Origin of the sequence: Maritimibacter sp. UBA3975 (genome assembly GCF_002384975.1) — a bacterium.
Classification (GTDB): Bacteria; Pseudomonadota; Alphaproteobacteria; order Rhodobacterales; family Rhodobacteraceae; genus Maritimibacter.
Window position 1 is genome coordinate 1 of record NZ_DGCP01000011.1, and the last position, 17,854, is coordinate 17,854.

General features: G+C 64.5%; 18 protein-coding genes and 1 riboswitch. Of the genes, 8 read left to right on the plus strand and 10 right to left on the minus strand.

From position 1 onward, the window contains the following. Nucleotides 1–102 precede the first annotated feature (102 nt). The 9 genes from metK to miaB form a co-directional block, all read right to left on the minus strand. On the minus strand, nucleotides 103–1,269 hold the full coding sequence (gene metK, locus B2585_RS10735) for a methionine adenosyltransferase (RefSeq protein ID WP_292022905.1): 1,167 nt from the start codon (nucleotides 1,267–1,269) through the stop codon (nucleotides 103–105). A gap of 6 nt (nucleotides 1,270–1,275) precedes the next feature. Beyond that, a riboswitch (SAM-SAH riboswitch) is annotated at nucleotides 1,276–1,324 on the minus strand. Between the two features lie 12 nt (nucleotides 1,325–1,336). Then, nucleotides 1,337–2,869, minus strand: a complete 1,533-nt coding sequence (gene lnt / locus B2585_RS10740) for an apolipoprotein N-acyltransferase (RefSeq protein WP_292022906.1) — start codon at nucleotides 2,867–2,869, stop codon at nucleotides 1,337–1,339. Between the two features lie 3 nt (nucleotides 2,870–2,872). After that, a complete protein-coding gene (locus tag B2585_RS10745) occupies nucleotides 2,873–3,763 on the minus strand; it encodes a hemolysin family protein (protein WP_292022908.1) in 891 nt (296 codons plus the stop codon). A gap of 24 nt (nucleotides 3,764–3,787) precedes the next feature. Next, complete coding sequence (gene ybeY, locus B2585_RS10750; protein WP_292024019.1) at nucleotides 3,788–4,276, minus strand: rRNA maturation RNase YbeY; 489 nt, start codon at nucleotides 4,274–4,276, stop codon at nucleotides 3,788–3,790. 39 nt (nucleotides 4,277–4,315) lie between these two features. Continuing rightward, the gene (locus B2585_RS10755) at nucleotides 4,316–5,245 is read right to left on the minus strand and encodes an SDR family oxidoreductase (RefSeq protein WP_349678306.1); all 930 of its coding nucleotides are present in this window, start codon (nucleotides 5,243–5,245) and stop codon (nucleotides 4,316–4,318) included. A gap of 129 nt (nucleotides 5,246–5,374) precedes the next feature. Beyond that, nucleotides 5,375–6,388 carry a PhoH family protein gene (locus tag B2585_RS10760; protein WP_292022911.1) on the minus strand — a complete coding sequence of 338 codons (1,014 nt, stop codon included), beginning with the start codon at nucleotides 6,386–6,388 and terminating at the stop codon, nucleotides 5,375–5,377. A 217-nt stretch (nucleotides 6,389–6,605) separates the two neighbouring features. Then, the gene (locus B2585_RS10765) at nucleotides 6,606–6,941 is read right to left on the minus strand and encodes a hypothetical protein (protein ID WP_292022912.1); all 336 of its coding nucleotides are present in this window, start codon (nucleotides 6,939–6,941) and stop codon (nucleotides 6,606–6,608) included. Further along, on the minus strand, nucleotides 6,938–7,492 hold the full coding sequence (locus B2585_RS10770; RefSeq protein WP_292022914.1) for an OmpA family protein: 555 nt from the start codon (nucleotides 7,490–7,492) through the stop codon (nucleotides 6,938–6,940). The genes B2585_RS10765 and B2585_RS10770 overlap by 4 nt, the downstream gene beginning before the upstream one ends. A gap of 226 nt (nucleotides 7,493–7,718) precedes the next feature. Next, complete coding sequence (gene miaB / locus B2585_RS10775; protein ID WP_292022917.1) at nucleotides 7,719–9,050, minus strand: tRNA (N6-isopentenyl adenosine(37)-C2)-methylthiotransferase MiaB; 1,332 nt, start codon at nucleotides 9,048–9,050, stop codon at nucleotides 7,719–7,721. 133 nt (nucleotides 9,051–9,183) lie between these two features. On the opposite strand from miaB, the gene B2585_RS10780 reads away from it, so the two are divergent. The 4 genes from B2585_RS10780 (at nucleotide 9,184) to B2585_RS10795 (ending at nucleotide 13,314) form a co-directional block, all read left to right on the plus strand. Next, nucleotides 9,184–10,053: a hypothetical protein gene (locus tag B2585_RS10780; RefSeq protein WP_292022919.1), complete on the plus strand. Its 870-nt coding sequence runs from the start codon at nucleotides 9,184–9,186 to the stop codon at nucleotides 10,051–10,053. 88 nt (nucleotides 10,054–10,141) lie between these two features. Then, nucleotides 10,142–12,205, plus strand: a complete 2,064-nt coding sequence (locus B2585_RS10785; protein WP_292022921.1) for a methyl-accepting chemotaxis protein — start codon at nucleotides 10,142–10,144, stop codon at nucleotides 12,203–12,205. 138 nt (nucleotides 12,206–12,343) lie between these two features. Next, nucleotides 12,344–12,772: an FKBP-type peptidyl-prolyl cis-trans isomerase gene (locus B2585_RS10790; protein ID WP_292022923.1), complete on the plus strand. Its 429-nt coding sequence runs from the start codon at nucleotides 12,344–12,346 to the stop codon at nucleotides 12,770–12,772. Between the two features lie 89 nt (nucleotides 12,773–12,861). Next, nucleotides 12,862–13,314, plus strand: coding sequence for an SRPBCC domain-containing protein (locus tag B2585_RS10795; protein WP_292022925.1), 453 nt, complete (start codon nucleotides 12,862–12,864; stop codon nucleotides 13,312–13,314). Here B2585_RS10795 and irrA read toward each other — a convergent pair whose 3' ends face one another. Beyond that, nucleotides 13,315–13,737, minus strand: coding sequence for an iron response transcriptional regulator IrrA (gene irrA / locus B2585_RS10800; RefSeq protein ID WP_292022927.1), 423 nt, complete (start codon nucleotides 13,735–13,737; stop codon nucleotides 13,315–13,317). 187 nt (nucleotides 13,738–13,924) lie between these two features. On the opposite strand from irrA, the gene fabA reads away from it, so the two are divergent. From fabA to B2585_RS10820, 4 genes are all read left to right on the plus strand, one after another. Continuing rightward, on the plus strand, nucleotides 13,925–14,434 hold the full coding sequence (gene fabA / locus B2585_RS10805; RefSeq protein ID WP_292022929.1) for a bifunctional 3-hydroxydecanoyl-ACP dehydratase/trans-2-decenoyl-ACP isomerase: 510 nt from the start codon (nucleotides 13,925–13,927) through the stop codon (nucleotides 14,432–14,434). Nucleotides 14,435–14,478: 44 nt separating this feature from the next. Beyond that, nucleotides 14,479–15,708 carry a beta-ketoacyl-ACP synthase I gene (gene fabB / locus B2585_RS10810; RefSeq protein WP_292022931.1) on the plus strand — a complete coding sequence of 410 codons (1,230 nt, stop codon included), beginning with the start codon at nucleotides 14,479–14,481 and terminating at the stop codon, nucleotides 15,706–15,708. A 10-nt stretch (nucleotides 15,709–15,718) separates the two neighbouring features. Then, entirely contained in the window at nucleotides 15,719–16,507 is a 789-nt protein-coding gene (locus tag B2585_RS10815) for an enoyl-ACP reductase FabI (RefSeq protein ID WP_292022934.1), read from the plus strand. Nucleotides 16,508–17,015: 508 nt separating this feature from the next. Continuing rightward, nucleotides 17,016–17,801, plus strand: a complete 786-nt coding sequence (locus B2585_RS10820) for a hypothetical protein (RefSeq protein WP_292022936.1) — start codon at nucleotides 17,016–17,018, stop codon at nucleotides 17,799–17,801. The last annotated feature ends 53 nt before the right edge of the window (nucleotides 17,802–17,854 follow it).

Sequence of the window (17,854 nt, forward strand, 5' to 3'; positions counted from 1 at the left end):
GCACCCCCCACCGAGGTATTTTGAGACCGAAGAAGGGGGCGGGTCGGCGCAAGGAAAAAGGCCCCGGTCGATACCGGGGCCTTCGTCATTTTTCGGTGTCGTTCAGACCGCGGCTTTGAGCGCGTCCACGAGGTCCGTCTTTTCCCACGAGAACCCGCCGTCATCCTCCGTCGGGCGCCCGAAGTGGCCGTAGGCCGCCGTGCGCTGGAAGATCGGCTTGTTGAGGCCGAGGTGTTCGCGGATACCGCGCGGAGTGAGGTCCATGACCCGTGCCGCGGCTTTCTCGATGGCCGCTTCCGAAACCTTGCCGGTGCCGTGGGTGTCGACGTAGATCGACAACGGCTTGGCCACGCCGATGGCATAGGAAAGCTGGAGCGTGCACTTGTTGGCCAGCCCCGCCGCGACGACGTTCTTGGCGAGGTAGCGCGCGGCATAGGCGGCCGAGCGGTCCACCTTGGTCGGGTCCTTGCCGGAGAAGGCACCGCCGCCGTGGGGCGCAGCCCCGCCGTAGGTGTCCACGATGATCTTGCGGCCCGTAAGGCCCGCGTCGCCGTCCGGCCCACCGATCACGAACTTGCCGGTCGGGTTGACGTGCCATTCGGTCTCGTCCGTGATCCATTCGTCCGGGATCACCTCGTTGATGTAAGGCGTCACGAGCGCGCGGACGTCGTCCGAGGTCATGGACGCGTCGAGGTGCTGGGTCGACAGCACGAGCGAGGTCACCGCGACCGGCCGCCCGTTCTCGTACCGCACCGAAAGCTGGCTCTTGGCGTCCGGGCCAAGCTGCGGTGCTTCGCCGGACTTGCGCGCTTCGGCGAGGCGCTTGAGGATCTTGTGGCTGTAGAGGATCGGGGCAGGCATGAGCGCGGTCGTCTCGTCCGTCGCGAAGCCGAACATGATGCCCTGGTCCCCGGCCCCCTCGTCCTTGTTGTCGGCCGCATCCACGCCTTGCGCGATGTCGGCGGATTGGGCGTGGAGGTAGTTGTCCACCGTCATGTTCGCCCAGTGAAAGCCCTTCTGCTCATAGCCGATGTCTTTCACGCATTCGCGCGCGATGTCTTCGACGCGCTCGATGACGCTGGCCGGGCCGCGCACCTCGCCGCCGATCACGACACGGTCTGTCGTCGCGAAGGTTTCGCAGGCCACGCGCGAAAACGGGTCCTCGGTGAGAAAGGCGTCCAGGACAGCATCGGAAATCCGGTCGCAGACCTTATCCGGGTGGCCCTCGGAAACGGATTCCGAGGTGAACGTGTAGTTGGGTCGTGCCATGAAAAGTGCTCCGTTATGCTAAACCCGCCACGTCAGGAAGCCGTTGTGGCGGTTAAGTCACTTTGCGTTACAGGGGGGCGGTCACGGGGTCAACGGATTTGCGCCGGGCAAAGGCCAAAAGCCCCGCAAACAGCGCCGAAAGCGCCACAATGAACGGGATGTCCCCGATCCGGGCATAGAGGGTCTCCGGCATCGGCGCGGGAAGCGGCGCGTCGAGGAACCCGGCTTCGTTCAGCGGAAGCGAGGCGGTCACGTTGCCCTTGGCGTCGATCATGGCACTGATCCCTGTGTTGGCCGCACGCGCCAGCGGCAGGCCGAACTCGATCGCCCGGAAGCGCGCTTGGATGAGGTGCTGCTGGGGGCCGGAGAACGTGCCGAACCACGCGTCGTTGGTGGCCTGCAAAATCCAGTCGGCCCGCCCTTCGGCCCCGCGAATGTCGCGCGGGAAGATCGCCTCGTAGCACACCAGCGGGATCACGGCGCCCAGCGCGCCCGGCAACTGGTGGATCTCCGGGCCGGTGCCTTCGGAGAAGCCGAACCCCTCCTGCTGCGCGAGGCCGCGGATGCCCACCTTGGCGAGCAGGTCGCCGAAAGGCACGAACTCCCCGAACGGGACGAGGTGGTGCTTGTCATAGATCCAGGCGGGCTCTGCCGGGCCTTCGTAGTAGACGATGGAATTGCGGTAGGTTGCGCCTTCCCGGCGCTGTATCCCCGCGATCAGGCGGGCGGGCTGCGCGGCCTCATAGGCCTGCGCCTCCAGTCCGGGTGCCTGCCCTTGCAGCGACGGGATGGAGCTTTCGGGCCAGACGACAAGGTCGGGCGCTGGCCCGTCCGGGTCGGCGGAGGACAGCGCCACGGCCCGCTCGAACCAGGTCATCACCCAGTCCTGATCCCATTTGAGGTGCTGGGGCGCGTTGGGCTGGATCAGCCGGACGATCGGCGCGTCGGCGCGGTCCGGCAGCGGGCGCTGGTCGGCGAGGACGCCAAGCCCGGCAAGGACGAGACCCGCCACAACGACCGCTGCCATGCGCCAGCGCCCGTAGATTGCGACATAGATCGCCGAGGCGAACGCGAGCGTCACCCAGCCCAGACCATAGGCCCCGACCCATGCCGCGAGCTGCGCGACGGGGGTTTCCATCCAGATGAGCCCCGGCCCGCCCCAGGAAAACCCGGTGAAGGCCCAGCCGCGCGTGTATTCCGCGAGGCCCAGCGCGACCGGCAGGGCAATCCAGCGCAGCCGGGGACGCACGAAATGGGCGAGCGCCGAAGCCACGCCCCAATAGCTCGACATCGCCGCCGCCAGCAGGACGACAGCAAACGGCGCCATCCAGCCATGTGCCTTCACATCCACGAGGAACGGCTGCACCAGCCAGCTCCACCCAACGATGAAATAGCCGGTCCCGACCATCCAGCCGAGCAGCCCGGCCCGCTTCCATCCCGGCGCTTCCAGCACGAGGCCGAGACCCATCGCGAAGGCGACGACGCTGAGCGAATAGATCTTGAACGGTTCCTGACCGATCGCGGCGATACCGCCAAAGAAAAGGGCTGCGAACAGCCCTTTCCATTTCGCCCCCGCGAGGCGCTGCATCTGCGCGCGCATGGACTACTCCCCTGCTTCGCCCGGCATCCTGACTCGCAGTCTCTTTATCTTGCGCGGGTCGGCGTCCACCACCTCGAATTCCACGCCGGACTCGTGGGGGATCACTTCGCCCCGCGCGGGCACCCGGCCCGCCTCGAGAAAGACCAGCCCACCCAGCGTGTCGATTTCCTCTTCCTCGATCTCGTCCGAGAAGAGGTCGAGTCCCGTGGCCTCCTCGAACTCGCCAAGTGGCGCACGCGCCTCGACGAGCCACGACCCGGACGGCTCCTGCATCCACAGCGCGCCTTCCTCGAGGTCATGCTCATCCTCGATCTCGCCGATCACCTGTTCGACGAGGTCTTCGAGCGTCACCAGACCGTCGACCCCGCCGTATTCGTCGATGACGAGCGCCATGTGCATCCGGTCGGTCTGCATCTTCTGAAGCAGAACGCCAATGGGCATGGACGGGGGGGCGTAGATCAGCGGGCGCACGAGGTCGCCCAGGAAGAAATCCGGGCTGTCGCCGTTGAAACCGTGCTTCAGTGCGAAATCCTTGAGGTGGACGAGGCCCACGGGCGTGTCCAGCGTGCCGCGAAAGACTGGCAGACGGGTGTTGCCCGACTCGCGGAACTTCTCGACCAGATCGGGGAGTGTGATGTCCTCCGGCACGGCCACGACTTCCACTTTCGGGATCATAACGTCCTCGACGCGCATGCGCCGCAGGTTGAGCATACCCAAGGGGAGACTGCGCGCACCATCGGTCGCGCGCCCCGGTTCGTCGGCCTGGCCCTCCTCATCCGAATCCGAAGGGCTGAGCGCCCCGATGATCCGTCCAAAGAAACCTTCGTGCCTTGCGTTATCCTCATCGTCGCGCGCGCTCTGCGCCGCGCTAGAAGAGCCGTCGGTATCGCCCATCTGTCCTTTCCAAGTGGCCGGAGGTCAGGCCTCCGCATCCCCATATGGGTCCGCGAGACCCATCTTGCCAAGTATTTCCGTCTCGAGCCCTTCCATCAGGGCCGCATCTTTGTCGTCTATGTGGTCATAACCCAACAGATGCAGGGTTCCGTGGACGATCAGGTGGGTCACATGGTCGGCCATCGGCTTGCCCGCTTCGGCGGCTTCCCGCGCACAGGTGTCATAGGCGATGGCGATATCGCCGAGTTCCAGGTCCTTGGGCGGAGACGGATCACCGCCGGGTGCCTCCGCCCCCCGCTCCTCGGACGGCCAGGAGAGCACGTTGGTCGGCGTGGGTTTGTCGCGGAACTCGGTGTTGAGGCCCGCGATGCGGGCGTCGTCGCAGGCGAGCAGCGCGATCTCCGCCCCTTCGACTCCCAGCCGCGCGAGCGTCGCCGCACAGGCGGTTTCGGCCAGGGCCTCCAGCCCCAGCGCCTCCCAGCGGTCATCTTCGCATACGACATCCACGATCATGGCGACGCTCTTATCCGCCATTCACGCGGGCGCAAACACTCAATCCGCCATCACGTCCGCTTGTCGCACGCCGGTCAGGTCTTCGCTGACCTCCCAAAGCCGCTCCGCGATGTCCGCGCGCTGCGCGTAATCGGTGGTGGAGGCCGGTCCCACCGGCCCCTTCAGGCCATTCCACGCCTGCGGGCCATAGTTGCCGCCCCCCTCGGCGTCCGGCGAGGTCGCCGCGAACAGGATCGCGTGAGCGGCCTTCTCAGGCGGGTGGCTCAGTAGCGGCACCACGGTCTTGCCCGCGATCCACCCCAGCACCGGCACGGTCCGGAGACGGTCATGGACCCCTTGGGTGCGCGCGAACCCCGGATGGGCCGCCACGCTGCGAATTCCCCATCCGTTCGCCGCGCTGCGCCGTTGCAATTCCTTGGCGAACATCAGGCAGGCGAGCTTGGTCTTGCCGTAGGCGACCATCGGCTTGAACGCCCGCTCGCTCTGAAGGTCGTCGAAATCGAATTCGCCATACTTGTGCGCCCCGGAGGACAGGCTCACCACCCGCGCACCGCTCGCACTCAACAGCGGCAAGAGCCCGACCACCATCGCGAAATGGGCAAGATGGTTGACCCCGAACATCATCTCGAACCCGTCTCTGGTCTCGCTCCGGCCAAGCTCGGCCATGACGGCCGCGTTGCAAACGAGGATGTCGAGCTGTTCGACTTCGGCCAGCATTCTGGCGGTGAAGGCCTTGACCGAGGCGAGATCGGCGAGGTCCACCTGCCGGAAACTCAGATCGGCGCCCGGCACCTCGGCCCGGATTTTGTCCAGCACGGCTTCGCCCCGCTCGACCGACCGCCCGGCCATGATCACATGCGCCCCGGCCCGTGCCAGTCCGGTAACGATCGCGGTGCAAAGACCGCTGGTTCCCGTCACCATGGCAACCTTACCGTCAAGCGACCCCATATCGTTCGGCGTCCACGCCATATCCTGACCCTTCTCTGCTTCGGCACATGCTTCGGGGAGTTTGAGGGGCCGACCCCTCAAAGCCTGCGTGGCTTGAACGCAGACAAGAATGCGCGGGCAGCCCCCGGCTGCCCGCCCCTTTCGACAGTGTCAGCCCTTGGCCGGGTCTGCCGCGTCGTAGGCGTTGATGATCTTGGCCACGAGGTGGTGACGTACCACGTCCTTCGCGGTGAAGTAGTTGAACGCGATGTCGTCGATCCCCTTGAGCAGCGCCTCGGCATCGTGCAGGCCCGAGTTCACGCCGCGCGGCAGGTCGACTTGGCTGCGGTCGCCGGTGATGACCATGCGGGAGCCTTCGCCCAGACGGGTCAGGAACATCTTCATCTGCATCGTCGTGGCGTTCTGCGCCTCATCGAGCACCACGAAGGCATTGGACAGCGTCCGGCCCCGCATGAAGGCGAGTGGCGCGATCTCGATCCGTTTCTCGGCGATCAGCTTTTCGACCTGCTTGCCGGGAAGGAAATCGTTCAGCGCGTCGTAGAGCGGCTGCATGTAGGGGTCGACCTTGTCCTTCATGTCGCCGGGCAGAAAGCCCAGACGCTCCCCCGCCTCGACGGCAGGGCGCGACAGGATGATCTTGTCGACATGGCCGGTGATGAACAGGTTCACGCCCACCGCCACGGCAAGATAGGTCTTGCCGGTGCCCGCCGGACCGATCCCGAAAGCGAGTTCTTTCTTGAACAGGCTTTTGACATAGGCCTTCTGCGCATCCGTGCGCGGCTCCACCAGCTTCTTGCGGGTCTTGATCTCGACCCGCCCGCCCTTGAACAGTTCCATCTGGGCGTCGGGACCGGGCAGATCGCCCGCGTCGTGGCCCATGCGGATCTCGCCGTCGATATCGCCGGCCTCGATCTGCTTGCCCTGTTCGAGGCGTTGATAAAGCGCCTGAAGCACCGCGGTCGCCTGCCCGCGCGCGTCGCCATCGCCGACCACGGCAAGCTGATTGCCACGACGCAGGATATGCACGTTCATCTGGTGTTCGATCTGGGCGAGGTTTCGGTCGAACTCCCCGCACAGGTCGATAAGCAATCGGTTGTCGGGGAACTCCAGCAGAGTTTCGTGAATGTCTTCGGATTTTGGCGGGTTCAGCGCATCAAGTCCCAAGTAAATCTCCGTTTCACGGGTGCCTGTACCAACGATGGTGCCTCCCCCCTTGTTCCCACGCAAGCATTAGTGCGCTGATTTCACGCGAATGATACAAAAAGGGCGCGCGGGAGGCGTGTGGCGACCGTTCCTTAGGCGTTCAAGGAACGCTTTGGACCCGCCAAATGAAAAGGCCCGGCGCTGGCCGGGCCTCGTCGTGTCTGGGCTGCGGCGCAGGTCAGCGCGGCAGGTAATCCGGAAGGTCCGGCGAGACGCGCCATTCGCCGATGACGGCACCGCGCGGAAGTTCGTTGGTGCAGCGCGGCAGGCCCGACTTGGGGTCCGATCGGTCGCCGCCGTAGCCTTCGAGGCCATCGTCGGTGATCCAGGCCTCGCAGCCATCCGGAAGCACGGCGACGGCGGCGATGCCGTCACGCGGCCCCGGCGCGTCGCCGATGGTGCGGTCGACGTTGGTGGCGATCAGCTTGGGCGCGCCGCCGGTATAGGCGGTGGCGGAACAGCCAGCCACGACGACGGGCGCAAGAAGCGCGATCATTACGGTTCTGATTTTCATGGGTTCGGGTACCTGTAGCAGACGATTTCCACGCGGCGGTTCTTTTGCATGTTCGCCGCCGAATTGTTGGGCGCGATCGGACGACGCTCGCCAAAGCCCACGACACGGTCGACGACCGCCCCGGACTGGCGCGCGACACCGGCCACGGCATTGGCGCGGTTCTGCGACAGGCGGATGTTGTACTCATCCGAAGCGCGGCTGTCGGTGTGACCGTAGACGGCATAGGCGAAGGCGCCGGCGCCCGCGAAGAACTGACGCAGCCATTGCTGGCCCTGCGCGGTCAGCTTGTAGCTATCGGTCGCGAAGAGCACGTCGGTGTTCTGAACGGCACAGGTGTTCTTTTCGAGGCACATGTGGCGGCCCGTCTTGGGGTCGCGCCGCGACACCATGTAACCCTCGACGCCACCATCGGCCCACCAGTGCATACACCCGTCCGGGTCCACCCAGAGGCCCCAGTTGATCTTGCCGGTGACGGTGACTTGCGATTGCGCCTCGGCCGTGGATGTCACCCCGGCAGCGGCGGCGAGCCCGAGGACGGCGGCGGCAGCCATGGTCCTGACTCTGGAAATAACTCGGTATTTCACTCCATATCCCCCAAAATGGCCGTGTGGCGACGGCGCTATATCTATTGGAGGAAGGTTAAACCGATGAAAGTCTTTATGTAAATGCTGGGCAGGTCGAAATTGTCCAAGACATGTGGACATTGGGTGTCATGTTTGGCCATTGCTTGCGATTGAAGTGAAAATCCACACAATTCCTAGTGTTAGTGAGTGGAGCCTACACCACCTCGCCTGCCAATGAGTTGGGTCCGGCGCCGGTGATTCTCACCCGCCGCAGGTCGCCCGGAGCGATTCCCTCGTCACTGACATGAACGGCGTGGAGATAGTCGGACTTGCCCACCATCTGCCCCTCCATCCGGCCCGGTTTTTCGAACAACACGCCGACCTCACGCCCCACCATGCTCTCCATCACGCCGCGCGCCTGTTCGTTGATGAGACCCTGAAGGCGCTGGAGCCGGTCCGACGCTTCGGCCTCGTCCACCAGCGGGCGCTCCGCCGCCGGGGTGCCGGGGCGCGAGGAATACTTGAAGCTGAACGCCTGCCCGTAATTCACCGCGCGGATGAGCGACAGGGTGTCCTCGAAATCAGCGCCGGTCTCTTCCGGGAAGCCCACGATGAAATCGCCCGAGATCAGGATATCGGGGCGCGCGGTGCGGATGCGCTCGATCAGCCGGAGGTATTCCTCCGCCGTATGCTTGCGGTTCATCCGCTTGAGGATGCGGTCCGACCCTGACTGCACCGGCAGGTGCAGGTACGGCATGAGCTTTTCGCACTCCCCATGCGCGGCGATCAGGTCGTCCGCCATGTCGTTGGGGTGCGAGGTGGTGAAGCGGATACGCTCCAGCCCGTCAATGTCATTGAGCGCCCAGATCAGCTTGGCCAGCGACCAGTCGCCATGCGTGCCGCGCCCGTGATAGGCGTTCACGTTCTGGCCGAGCAGGGTGATCTCGCGCACCCCACGCTCAACCAGTTCCTGCGCCTCGCGCAGGATGCGTTCGGGCGGGCGGCTGACTTCGGCACCGCGCGTATAGGGCACGACACAGAAGGCGCAGAACTTGTCGCAGCCTTCCTGCACCGTAAGAAACGCGGTCGGCGCGCGCCGGGCCTTGGGCCGGTTCTTGAGAACCTCGAACTTGTCCTCAGCGGGAAAATCGGTGTCGAGCGCCTTTTCCCCGCGCCCGACCTTTTCGACCATCTCCGGAAGGCGGTGATAGGTCTGCGGACCGACCACGAGGTCGACCATCGGTTGCCGCCGCATGATCTCCTGCCCCTCGGCCTGCGCCACGCAGCCCGCGACGCCGATCTTGAGGTCCGGCTTCGCGTCCTTGAGATCCTTGAAGCGCCCCAGCTCGGAATAGACCTTCTCGGCGGCCTTTTCCCGGATGTGGCAGGTGTTCAGAAGGATCATGTCGGCCTCTTCGGGCGAGCCGACTTCGACATAGCCCTCGCCGCCCATCGCCTCGGCCATCCGTTCGGAATCGTAGACGTTCATCTGGCAACCATAGGTGCGGATGAACAGTTTCTTCGGGTCCGCCGTCTGATCGGTCATGTCGCGCGCTCCGGGGTCGGGATCAAGGCGGCGTCCTACCGCAGTTGGCGGGGTGCTGCAACGGTTGCAAAGCGGCAGCGGTTCAGGGAATGTTTACCACGGTTCCCGCAGAAGGACCCAACCGGGGCAGAACATGCGTTATCCATCGCTCGAACAGTTCATCGACACAGGCAAGGCGGCCTTCGCCAAAGGGCCCGTCGCGCTGATCTTCGTCGAGGACCTGATCGAGGTGGACAGCACGATCCGCTACCACCAGCTCACCGGGTTCCAGAGCATCGTCGTGTTCGGCCCCGAAGAGCTTGAACTGCCGCACACGCTGGAACAGGAAATCCACCGGGTCGACTACCCCGTGCTCGAGATGTCGGACGTTCAGAAGGCGGTGAACGCGGTCATCGACATCGCCGAGGGCGTCTGGCTCTACTACTGCTACAACGGCGAATACCTGTTCTATCCGTTCTGCGAGACGCGCAACGTGAACGAACTTCTTGTGTTTCACACCGAGGAACGGCGCAGCGCCATGCTCACCTATGTCGTGGACCTCTACGCCGGCGACCTGAAACGATACCCGAACGCCGTATCGCTCGACCACGCCTGGATCGACAAGTCGGGCTACTACGCGCTCGGCCGCCCGGACCCGGAGAACCACAACTATCCGAAAGAGCGGCAACTGGATTTCTTCGGCGGCCTGCGCTGGCGGTATGAGGAGCATGTGCCAAAGGACCGGCGCAAGATCGACCGGGTGGGGCTGTTCAAGGCCAAGCGCGACCTCGTCCTGCGGGCCGACAACACGTTCAATGACGAGGAATACAACACCTATGCCTGCCCGTGGCACAACAACCTGACCGCTGCGATCGTGAGCTTCCGGACCGCCAAGGCACTCAAGCTGAACGCGGGGTCGACCTATGACATCCACACCTTCAAATGGCACAACTCCGTACCCTTTGACTGGACGTCCCAGCAGCTCCTCGATCTCGGGCTGATGGAGCCGGGGCAATGGTTCTGAACCACGCGAAACGGATAGACTTGCAGACGTTCACCGGCTGTTAGGGGAAGCCGGATATTGACGCCCTGTCATATCTGGAGAACCGCCCATGTTCCGCAAATCCCGGTCCGCGCCCCGCCGGAGCGACAATGATGCCGTCGCCGAGGCCATGATGTCGTCCTTCGCGACCATCCGTTTCACCGCCGACGGCATCATCGAGGACGCGAACGACGCCTTTCTCGACACGATGGGCTACACGCGCGATGAGATCGTCGGTCAGCGCCACGCGAAATTCCTGTTCGAGAAGGATGCTGAATCGCAGGCCTACGCGTCCTTCTGGACCAGGCTGGCCGAGGGCAAACCGTTTCTCGACCGGGTCAAGCGGCGGCGCGCCAGTGGCGCTCCCGTTTATCTCGAGGCGAACTACCTGCCCATCCGCGACGCCACCGGCACGGTGACTCATGTGGTCAAGTTCGCGCGCGATGTGACCGAGGCTGTCGCGTCCGAACGCCGGCTCTCGGCGACCGTCGCGGCCATCGACAAGACGGCCGGCATGATCGAATTCGCCTCCGACGGCACGATCCTTTCCGCGAACGGAAACTTTTGCGCGCTGATGGGCTACGACCCGAATGACATCGTGGGCAAACATCACCGCATCTTCATGCCGGAGGGAGAGGCGGACAGTGTGGGGTATCAGGCGTTCTGGGACGACCTGCGCGCTGGCAAGGCACGCAGCGACCAGTTCCGGCGCGTGATACGCAGCGGGGCCGACGTATGGATTCAGGCCTCGTACAACCCGATCATCGGCGACGACGGCCATGTGGAAGGGGTGATCAAAGTGGCCTCGGACGTGACCCAGGTGAAGACGAGATCACTCGACATGCGCGGGCAACTCGAGGCGCTCGCCCGATCTCAGGCGGTGATCGAGTTCGACCTGACCGGCAAGATCCTGACAGCGAACCGCAATTTTCTCGACGCGATGGGATATGAACTCGACGAGATCGTCGGCAAGCAACACGCGCTGTTCGTTGCTGCGCAGGAGCGCGAGAGCGCCGGGTATCGGGCGTTCTGGGAGGCACTTGCGGAGGGGCAATATCAGGAGGCGGAGTTCCGGCGCCTGCGCAAGGACGGGTCCGATATCTGGATTCAGGCGACCTACAACCCGATCTTCGACGCTTTCGGGAAGCCCTACAAGGTGGTGAAGTTCGCCACCGACATTACGGCCCGAAAACTCGCCGGTCTCGACCTCGACGCCGGGATCGCCGCGCTGTCTCGGGGCGACCTCACCTATCGCCTTACGCAGCCGATGCCAAAGGAACAGGAAGGTTTGCGCCAACGCTTCAATGAGGCGATGGAGCAGATCTCCAGCCTCATCACCTCGATCCTCGTGGGCGCACAGTCCACCCTGGGCGAAGTCGAGGGGATCGACTCGGCGTCCGTAGAGCTCGGCCAGCGCACCGAACAGCAGGCCCAATCGCTCGAACGCACTGCGGCCGCGATGACCGAGCTTTCCGCGACCGTGGCGGGGTCGGCGGACCGGGCCAAGGAGGCCGCCGACTCCGTGGACCAGACGCGCGCGCGGTCCGCCAAGGGACGCGACGTGATCCGTTCGACGTCCGAGGCGATGAACGGCATCGCGGACAGTTCTGCCCAGATCTCCAAGATCACCGCCGTGATCGACGACATCGCATTCCAGACCAACCTCCTTGCCCTGAATGCGGGCGTCGAAGCCGCGCGCGCGGGCGAAAGCGGGCGCGGCTTCGCCGTCGTCGCCTCGGAAGTGCGGGCGCTGGCGCAGCGGTCCTCGGACGCCGCGCGCGAAATCGCGGAGCTCATCACCGACTCGGTCAAGCGCGTGAACGACGGCGTCGGCCTCGTCCGGTCCTCCGACAGCGCACTGTCCGATATCGACGAACATGTGGGGCGTCTGGGCGAACTTGTGAGCGAAATCGCAACGTCGGCGCGCGAGCAATTCGACGCGATGCAACAGATCAATCAATCCGTCACGCAACTCGACCACGTCACCCAAAGCAACGCGGCGATGTTCGAAGAAAGCTCGGCGGCGGTGAAGGCGTTGAGAAAGCAGGCCGAGACACTGGTGTCAGAAACCTCGACCTTCACGGTACGCGATGACGGGCACGGGCCCGCGGATGGGCTGAGGGGAGTCGCCTGATCCCGGTGGAAACCACGGCCTGCTCCCGCCGACCCGGTTTACATCAAATCACATGCGCCTATGTTAAGGGGACACCCCGCAAGAACCTGCGCCGGACGCGTGGCCTTGCAGAACTCATCCCCCGAAAACGAGGCACTCATGACCGAAGTCAAATCGGGCGATACCGTCCGAATTCATTACACCGGCACCCTTCAGGATGGCAGCGTGTTCGACAGCTCGCAGGGTCGCGACCCGCTCGAGTTCACTGTCGGCTCCGGCCAGATCATCCCCGGGCTCGACGAAGCGATCCCCGGCATGACGCCCGGCGACACCAAGACTGTCCCGGTTCCCGCCGACAAGGCCTATGGCCCGCACCACGCCGAAGGCGTGACCGAGATTCCGCGCAACGACATCCCCGAGGACATTCCGCTTGAAACCGGGATCATGCTCCAGATGTCCACGCCTGACGGCCGCCAGATCCCGGTGACCGTGACAGACGTGAGCGAGGAAAAGGTGACCATCGACGCGAACCACCAGCTTGCGGGCAAGGATCTGACCTTCGACATCGAACTGGTCGAAATCGCCTGACCCATGCGGTCCGGGGGTTCTTGCCGGCCCGAGTGACGGGCAGGAACCGCCCACCGCCCCTTCGCGTTTTCCTGTCAAAGGAGAACGCCATGATGGACTACACCGCGAAGGCGGCGATCATGGTCGCCGCTGACCCGAACACTTGCTACGAGGCATTCGCCGACCCGGACCGCATCACGCGGTTCTGGTTTCCGCGTGTCTCGGGGCCAATCGAACCGGACGCGCATCTGACGTGGCATGTCGGCCACGCGGATGATGCCATGGGAATCGACGTCGACGTGGTGTCGGCCCGGCCCGGTATCGGCTTTGACATCCGCTGGGGCACCGGCGATGCCAAGACCGAGGTGAGCTGGAGCTTTCACGAAAAGGGCCCGTTGACGGAAATCCGCGTGACGGAGACCGGCTTTCAGGGTGATGACGAGACACGGATATCCAAGGCGCTCGACTCCACCGGCGGCTTCAACCAGGTACTGGTCGCCGCGAAGGCCCTGATCGAGCACGGGGTCGATGTGAACGTCGTCGACTCCCGCGCGCCGAACTGATCAGGTCTTGGAGCGCAGGCGAATGACCACGTCCACCTTGGACACCTCCGCGCCCTCGGGCGCCATCGGCAAGGCGGAAATCTCGAGGTCTTCCTCGGGCGCATCCATCAACTCGCCCGTATCTTCCCAGAAGAAGTGCGGGTGGTTGGTGGTATTCGTGTCGAAATACCCCTTGGTCCCGTTCACCAGAATCTCGCGCAGAAGACCGGCCTCGGAGAAGGAGCGCAGGGTGTTGTACACCGTGGCGAGCGACACCTTTTCGCCCGCCGCGCGCGTCGCGTCGAACAGGCTCTCGGCCGTGACATGATGGTGCTGACCGTCACCGACGAGCAGGGACGCGATCGCAACGCGCTGGCGCGTCGGGCGCAACCCCGCGCTCTCGAGCCAGTGGAGGCCCATATTCCGTGCCTGCTGTGCGGTCATCCGAAACCTCTGTTCTCGTCTGGCCGTATATATAGGCAGGAAAGGCGGTGCCTTTCAATGAGATTCCCCGCCCCGGGCGCCGGGCCCGAACGCCGGCCGCCCTTGCTTCCCGGCAAACGGCGGTGATAGACGAAAAGCGTTGATCGCGCGTACCTTTGTGACCGAATAAACCTGAAACGGGGGCCTGATGGCAGAGTATCCAACGAGTTTCGACAAGGACGACCTGCTGAAGTGCAGCCGGGGAGAGCTGTTCGGCGAAGGCAACGCGCAACTTCCGGCGCCGCCGATGCTCATGATGGATCGCATCACCGACATTTCCGGCGATGGCGGCAAGCACGGCAAGGGCCATGTCGTGGCGGAATTCGACATCACGCCGGACCTTTGGTTCTTCGAATGCCACTTCCCCGGCAACCCGATCATGCCCGGCTGTCTCGGCCTCGACGGCCTGTGGCAGCTCACCGGGTTCAACCTCGGCTGGCGCGGCTGGCAGGGGCGCGGCTATGCGCTTGGCGTGGGTGAAGTGAAGCTCACCGGCATGGTCCGGCCCGAGCGCAAGATGCTGACGTATTATGTGGATTTCACCAAGGCCGTGCAGACCCGTCGCCTGACGATGGGGGTCGCCGACGGGATCGTCGAGGCGGACGGTGAAGTCATTTATCAGGTCAAGGACATGAAGGTCGCGCTGTCGGAAAGCTGACCGACACCCATCCGGGGACGGGCGCACCAGAAAAGGAGCCAGAAATGCAACGTGTCGTCGTGACAGGTCTTGGGGTCGTGTCGCCCATCGGGCTGAACGCCGCCGAGGTCACCGAGTCGCTCAAGGCTGGCCGCTCGGGCATCACCGCGAACGAAGACATGGTCGAATACGGCTTTCGCAGCCAGATCGCGGGTGCCGTGGATATCGACCTGAAAGAGAACGTGGAAAAACGCGCCCTGCGCTTCATGGGGCCGGGGGCGGCCTATGCCTATCTCGCCATGGGGCAGGCAATCGCCGACGCGGGGCTCGACGAGAGCGACGTCGTGAACGAGCGCACCGGGCTCATCGCGGGCTCTGGCGGCCCGTCGACATCCTCGATGTTCCAGGCGCACCAGACGGTGCTCAAGTCCGGCTCGCCGAAGCGGATCGGGCCGCTCGCCGTGCCGAAATGCATGTCCTCGACGATCAGCGCGAACCTTGCGACGCAATACAAGATCAAGGGCATCAACTATTCGATCACCTCGGCCTGCTCGACCTCCCTGCACTGCATCGGCAACGCGGCCGAGCAGATCATGATGGGCAAGCAGGACGTGATGTTCGCCGGCGGCGGGGAAGAGCTCGACTGGACCCTCTCGTGCCTGTTCGACGCGATGGGCGCGATGTCGTCCAAGTTCAACGATACGCCCGACAAGGCGTCGCGCGCCTTCGACAATGACCGTGACGGGTTCGTCATCGCGGGCGGCGGCGGGATGGTCGTGCTCGAAAGCCTCGACCATGCGCTGGCACGCGGTGCGAAAATTTATGGTGAAGTCACCGGTTTCGCGGCCACCTCGGACGGGCATGACATGGTCGCGCCCTCCGGCGAAGGCGGCGAGCGGGCGATGCGGCTGGCGCTGTCCACACTGCCCGAAGGTCGCAAAGTGGGCTATATCAACGCGCACGGCACCTCCACCCCCGTCGGTGATGTCGGAGAAGTGGAAGCGGTGCGCCGCGTCTTTGGCGAGGGCAGCACCCCGCCGATCAGTTCGACCAAGTCGATGACGGGCCACGCTCAGGGTGCCGCTGGCGCGCTCGAGGCGATCTTCTGCCTCCTGATGCTGGAAAACGATTTCATCACGCCGTCGATCAACGTGGAGTCGCTGGACCCCGCGATCAATGACGCGGAAGTGGCGACAAAGCTCGTGGAGAACGCAGGGCTGGACACGGTGATGACCAACAGCTTCGGCTTCGGCGGAACCAACGGCTCCATGCTCATGAGCAAATATCAGGGATAAGGACGGGGACATGGGTGAGTTGATGAAGGGCAAGCGCGGCCTTGTCATGGGCGTTGCCAACGACCGGTCCATCGCCTGGGGAATCGCGAAAGCGATGGCGGACGAGGGCGCGGAGCTTGCCTTCGCCTATCAGGGCGAGGCCTTCGGCAAGCGCGTCGAACCGCTGGCCGCCAGCCTTGGCTCGGACATCCTCGTCGACATGGACGTGACCGACGACGCCAAGCTCGACGCGGGCTTCGCGGCGCTGTGGGAGCGGTGGGATCGGATAGACTTCCTCGTCCACGCGGTCGCCTTTTCCGACAAGTCCGAGCTGACGGGCCGGTTCCTCAACACCTCGCGCGGGAACTTCAAGAACTCGCTGGATATCTCCTGCTACTCGCTGATCGAAGTGGCACGGCGCGTCGAGCCCTACATGACCGAAGGCGGCACGATCCTGACGCTGACCTATGGCGGCTCGAACCGGGTGACGCCGTTTTACAACGTGATGGGCGTGGCCAAGGCGGCGCTCGAGGCGTCGGTCCGCTACCTCGCCAACGACCTCGGGCCACAGGGCATCCGCGTGAACGCGATCAGCCCCGGCCCGATGAAAACGCTCGCGGGCGCGGCCATCGGCGGCGCGCGCAAGACGTTCCGCCATACCGAGGCAAACTCTCCCCTGCGCAAGAACGCGACGCTGGAGTCCATCGGCGGCACCGCAGTTTACCTCGCCTCCGACTACGGCGAATGCACGACGGGCGAGATCATTACGGTCGACTGTGGCTACCACGTCCTCGGGATGCCGCAGCCCGAGAACATCTGAGCGCGATCCACAGCCTTTCGTCCGTTTCTGTGAACCGAAGGCAGCGCGCGTCCAGCGGGCTGTGGTTAGCCTTTGGTCACGAAAAAGCCCATCATGGCACAGGCGAAGCCTACCTGCGTGTGTGGAGTGCAATACCGCCGCCGCCCGGCGCGCATCGCTTTCGCCACGCATAGCCGGCGCGAAACCAGGGCGGATCGCCTGTCGCGAAGCAAGCCGATCTCGCCGAGCGAAGCTGGCGTAATTCATTGATATTCTGTCGAATATGCCCCCAGACGCAGCGGTTTTTCCAGACTTCATGCGTCCAGAAAGCTCCGCCGTGTCGCCATTCCGCAATCCGCTCGCGAAACACCAGAACGCGCCGCGCCTTCGTGACCGAGCCGGGAAACAATCAGTTTCCGTCTAGAATATTGCGCAACATGCCCTGAACCCGGCATAAATGAGGCAGGGCCGCGCCGGGCACGTCCCTCGAAATACTGCCCGGCCGGCCTCCTGTGAACCTTGGGGTCTCATGACCTTTTTTCTGCTCTCCATGGTGTTGGTCGCCGGCACGTTCGCGATCGTGCGACCCGCCATGGTAGCGCCTCGTTCCATCCCTCTTGTCGGCGCCACCGGATCGCACGCGATCATCCTCGCCACCGCGCTGGCGGCGATTGCGCTGACCTTCGATCTGCTGACCAGCGCTTCGGTCTTTCTGGCTCTGGCCATACACGAGATGGGGCTGGTCCTTGGCCACCGGCTCGCCGGACATGACGGCGCGCGGTTCCGGTTCCTGCCGATGCCGCGCACCGGGCCGGTCTCGACCGATCCGCAGGACTCGGACCTGTCGCATTTCTTCGTGACGCTCATGGGCCCCGCGCTCGGCCTCGCGCCGATGGTGGCGGCCTTTGCGCTGTCCGACCTGTTCCCCGGCCATCCGCTCCAGCAATTGTTCGGCACAACGGCGCTGTCCATCGGTGCATTCAACTTCATCGCGCTCCTGCCCGTCTGGCCCCTGCCCGGCGGGACGCTCGTGCAACTTCTGGTGCGTCCCGGCCTGCCACGAGTGAGCCCCCTGCCCGCCGCCGTGTTCTTCGCGGGCATGGCGAGCCTTGGCTGGGCGAGCGGAACGCCGGCGCTGTTCCTCTTCGCACTGATCGGCACGCTGGCCTATGTCATCCGGCCGCCCCTCCCCTCCGGGCGCCCGCCGATGACGCTGGCCCACCTGCGGCTTGCCATCCCGGCCTATCTCGCCATTCTGTCGGCCTACTTCCTCGGCGGCTGGTGGGTTCTGCTGCTCATCACCGGCCGGTTCTGACCCCTTTCCCTCCCGCGCTGCCCATGCAAGTCTCCCGCCAAATGAGGGGGGAC

Bases quoted from the DNA above. Each gene is read 5' to 3' on its own strand.
- B2585_RS10795 (WP_292022925.1), top strand. From the start codon at position 12,862: ATGATGGACTACACCGCGAAGGCGGCGATCATGGTCGCCGCTGACCCG.
- B2585_RS10770 (WP_292022914.1), bottom strand. From the start codon at position 7,492: ATGGCTGCCGCCGCCGTCCTCGGGCTCGCCGCCGCTGCCGGGGTGACA.
- irrA (WP_292022927.1), bottom strand. From the start codon at position 13,737: ATGACCGCACAGCAGGCACGGAATATGGGCCTCCACTGGCTCGAGAGC.
- lnt (WP_292022906.1), bottom strand. From the start codon at position 2,869: ATGCGCGCGCAGATGCAGCGCCTCGCGGGGGCGAAATGGAAAGGGCTG.
- B2585_RS10755 (WP_349678306.1), bottom strand. From the start codon at position 5,245: ATGGCGTGGACGCCGAACGATATGGGGTCGCTTGACGGTAAGGTTGCC.
- fabB (WP_292022931.1), top strand. From the start codon at position 14,479: ATGCAACGTGTCGTCGTGACAGGTCTTGGGGTCGTGTCGCCCATCGGG.
- fabA (WP_292022929.1), top strand. From the start codon at position 13,925: ATGGCAGAGTATCCAACGAGTTTCGACAAGGACGACCTGCTGAAGTGC.
- B2585_RS10785 (WP_292022921.1), top strand. From the start codon at position 10,142: ATGTTCCGCAAATCCCGGTCCGCGCCCCGCCGGAGCGACAATGATGCC.
- metK (WP_292022905.1), bottom strand. From the start codon at position 1,269: ATGGCACGACCCAACTACACGTTCACCTCGGAATCCGTTTCCGAGGGC.
- B2585_RS10780 (WP_292022919.1), top strand. From the start codon at position 9,184: ATGCGTTATCCATCGCTCGAACAGTTCATCGACACAGGCAAGGCGGCC.
- B2585_RS10820 (WP_292022936.1), top strand. From the start codon at position 17,016: ATGACCTTTTTTCTGCTCTCCATGGTGTTGGTCGCCGGCACGTTCGCG.
- ybeY (WP_292024019.1), bottom strand. From the start codon at position 4,276: ATGATCGTGGATGTCGTATGCGAAGATGACCGCTGGGAGGCGCTGGGG.
- B2585_RS10790 (WP_292022923.1), top strand. From the start codon at position 12,344: ATGACCGAAGTCAAATCGGGCGATACCGTCCGAATTCATTACACCGGC.
- B2585_RS10815 (WP_292022934.1), top strand. From the start codon at position 15,719: ATGGGTGAGTTGATGAAGGGCAAGCGCGGCCTTGTCATGGGCGTTGCC.
- miaB (WP_292022917.1), bottom strand. From the start codon at position 9,050: ATGACCGATCAGACGGCGGACCCGAAGAAACTGTTCATCCGCACCTAT.
- B2585_RS10765 (WP_292022912.1), bottom strand. From the start codon at position 6,941: ATGAAAATCAGAACCGTAATGATCGCGCTTCTTGCGCCCGTCGTCGTG.
- B2585_RS10745 (WP_292022908.1), bottom strand. From the start codon at position 3,763: ATGGGCGATACCGACGGCTCTTCTAGCGCGGCGCAGAGCGCGCGCGAC.